Source organism: Desulfobacter sp. UBA2225 (assembly GCF_002348205.1).
GTDB lineage: Bacteria > Desulfobacterota > Desulfobacteria > Desulfobacterales > Desulfobacteraceae > Desulfobacter > Desulfobacter postgatei.
On record NZ_DDYV01000249.1, the window covers coordinates 1 to 2,853 of the forward strand.

Here is a 2,853-nt window from a genome sequence, read left to right on the forward strand (position 1 = left end):
ATCTTGTACCAAGGCTTTTTGATTTCAAAGTCCATGACTTTGGACATGTCCGACCGTGTTCCAACGGCCATTGCCACTTCGGTTTCACCTTGATCAGCATGATGGATTCCCGTGATGCCGCAATCGGACCACCAGTTCCAGCAGACTCCTTTAAAATCGGGATAGCTTTCCCATATCTTATAAAATGCCAATTCAACCGGTATTTTATTGGCCCCGTGGCCGGTGATAAAAATGACCTTCCGGAAGCCGGTTGCACAGAGGTTTTTCACAATATCAACAATAACCGCTTGAAAAATTTCGGCTGAAAGTCCTAAGCTTCCCGGGTATTCACGCATTTCATCCGAAAAACCGTACGAAAGAAGCGGGGCAAGAATGGCCCCCGTTTTCTCGCAAACCTGCCGGGCAAAATATTCCGCTGTGTCATTGTCTACACTCACAGCGAGATGCGGCCCGTGCGCTTCCCACAATCCCACAGGAATAATGACAGGAAGGTTTTTGTCGATTTCAGCAATCTCCTGTGAAGTCATGTTTTTCCATTCTTGTATTTCCATCATCATATTTTATTGAGTTTTTTCATTAAAAAAGCTGCAGCACCGATTACACCTGAGAATTCATTGTTTTCGTCGATCTCGATATCGACCGGTTCACCCTTCGGATAACGAAACACCCGGCTGTTGACGATATCTTTTATTCGATCCAGAAAAAGATCTGCTGCCAAAGTGGCCCCGCCGCTCAGGATGATCCTTTCCGGAGAATAACAATGTACGGCATTGATCATCAGAATAGCCAGGTTATTAATCCAAGTGTCCAACTCATGTAAACACAATTCATCACCCAGCCGACAGGCATCTATTACTTTTTTGAAGTCGATGTCCAGCGGGTTGTTAAAATACTCATCCGTCAAAATGGAAGGAATGCCCCGCTGAATGGCACTTCTGACCTGGAGCGAAAGCGCCGTGGCTGAACATTGTGTTTCGCCGGTTCCGTGATTCCCTGTCAGACAGAGGTTATCGCTGGATTTGTCCATGATGATATGCCCCATTTGGGTACCAAACTGCAAGTGCGGATCAGACAAAATATGTCCGTCCAGCATGACACCGGAGCCAACTCCCGTGCCAATAGTTAAAACCACGGCCCAGTCAACATCTTTGGCCAAACCGAAATATTTGGCTTCATACATAGCCAGTCTACCATCGTTATCCGCATACACTGGCAAGTCCAGTTCCTCTCTTAGCTTGGGCACAATGGGAAAACCCTCCAATTGTTTAAACTTTCCCGGAAGTAAAACCACCCCTTTATCCGGATGGATGCCACCGCTTAAGCTCAGACCAATCCCCAGAGGCTTTTTTCCTTCTTCTGCAATTGTTTGCCGAATGTAATTAAGTAAAGTCTGGTACAATAATTCAGCGCCCTCGTTGGCGCGGGATGAAATAACATCGCTCTTGAAAACTTTGCCTTCCAAATCCACCAATCCCGTTTTAAGTCGCGTTCCTCCCACATCGGCTGCTATGATATATTCTTTCATTTTAGTCTACAATTGCCTTGTTCTTTTTCAGAATTTCACGTAATTCACCCGGCTCAATATCTGCGGGTTTAACACCTTGTTTGGCTGATAATGCTGCAGCATTTCCGGCGGCTTCACCCATCACCATGCATTGCGCCATGGAGCGGACACTGCTGTGAGCGACATGGCTGGCCGAAAAACAGCGTCCTGCCACGAGGATGTTACGACTATCCTTCGGCACCAGGGTACGATAAGGAATGCCAACCGTTTGTCCATCGGGAAGATATTGCCATTTCGTATCTGCACCGTCCGAATGGTCTTCCATGGGAGCCCCGCACAATCCAATCTGATCTTCAAATTTGCGGGCTGACAGTACGTCTTCTGAGGTGAGCCGGTATTCCCCATAAATCCTCCGGGTTTCACGCACACCAATCTGTACGCTGAATGTGGACAACTCCGCGTGTTGATAACCCGGCACATAATCTTTCAGAAAACGAATGTATTCGATGGCTTGAATACGCCCTTCCATTTCAGCTTCACTTAAAAGATCCGGATTAGAAGCGTTGATCACCTTTCCGTCTTTTTCCCGGTAGGATGTCAGACGGGTCATGATGGTGGCTGTCATGTGGTCCACCGGGGTGATGTGGTCACTTCCCTCCTTTCGGGGCAGATTATATTTTCCGGTGGAAGCTGCTTCTTCCATCAGGGCATTGATCTCTTTTTTTGAAACCTCTTTTCTTTTGGAAAGATCGACGTTCACCATTTTAAATGTGGTAGTCAGGGTTTGTGCAGGATCGACAGCTCCGGCAAGCTCGAAAGGAATACCCGCAAAGTAACAAATATCAGCATCTCCTGAGGCATCAACCACCTGCTTGCACTGAAACATTTGTAATCCGGCTTTTGTTGCCACCACTAATCCTTCAATTTTGTTTTCATGGATGACAACATCCTGTACCCAGGCATTTAACAAAACATGGCAACCGGCTTCGCGAACCAACCGTTCCCAAACCACTTTCAGGTATTCAGGATGATAGGTTATGCCGGTTCCTGCCCCAAAAGAATTAGGACGTTCAAAACAAGCCTGGTATCCTTTCAAAGCCTTTACAACATCGTCTGCAATGCCGCCCACCACTTTTATGGACCGGGAGCCCGGCGTGTAATAGCCGTAAAACGTATCCAGAACAGCGGTACTGGTTCCGCCCAAAAAAGGCAGGCGTTCCAGCACCAACGTTTTGACCCCGGCCCTCGCAGAGGCAATGGCCGCAGTAGATCCAGCCGAGCCCGATCCAACCACAATCACATCGAAACTTCCTGCAACAGGAAGTGATTTATAGTATTCACTCATAACT

General features: G+C 47.4%; 3 protein-coding genes. All 3 read right to left on the bottom strand.

The window, feature by feature from the left end; all coding sequences use genetic code 11:
- Nucleotides 1–527: creatininase family protein (locus tag B3D59_RS12360; RefSeq protein ID WP_286820139.1), on the bottom strand; the 527-nt coding region annotated here is incomplete at its 3' end.
- A gap of 26 nt (nucleotides 528–553) precedes the next feature.
- Nucleotides 554–1,525, bottom strand: coding sequence for an ROK family protein (locus B3D59_RS12365; protein WP_286820140.1), 972 nt, complete (start codon nucleotides 1,523–1,525; stop codon nucleotides 554–556).
- 1 nt (nucleotide 1,526) lies between these two features.
- A partial coding sequence (locus B3D59_RS12370; RefSeq protein WP_286820141.1) for an FAD-dependent oxidoreductase occupies nucleotides 1,527–2,853 on the bottom strand: 1,327 nt, incomplete at its 5' end.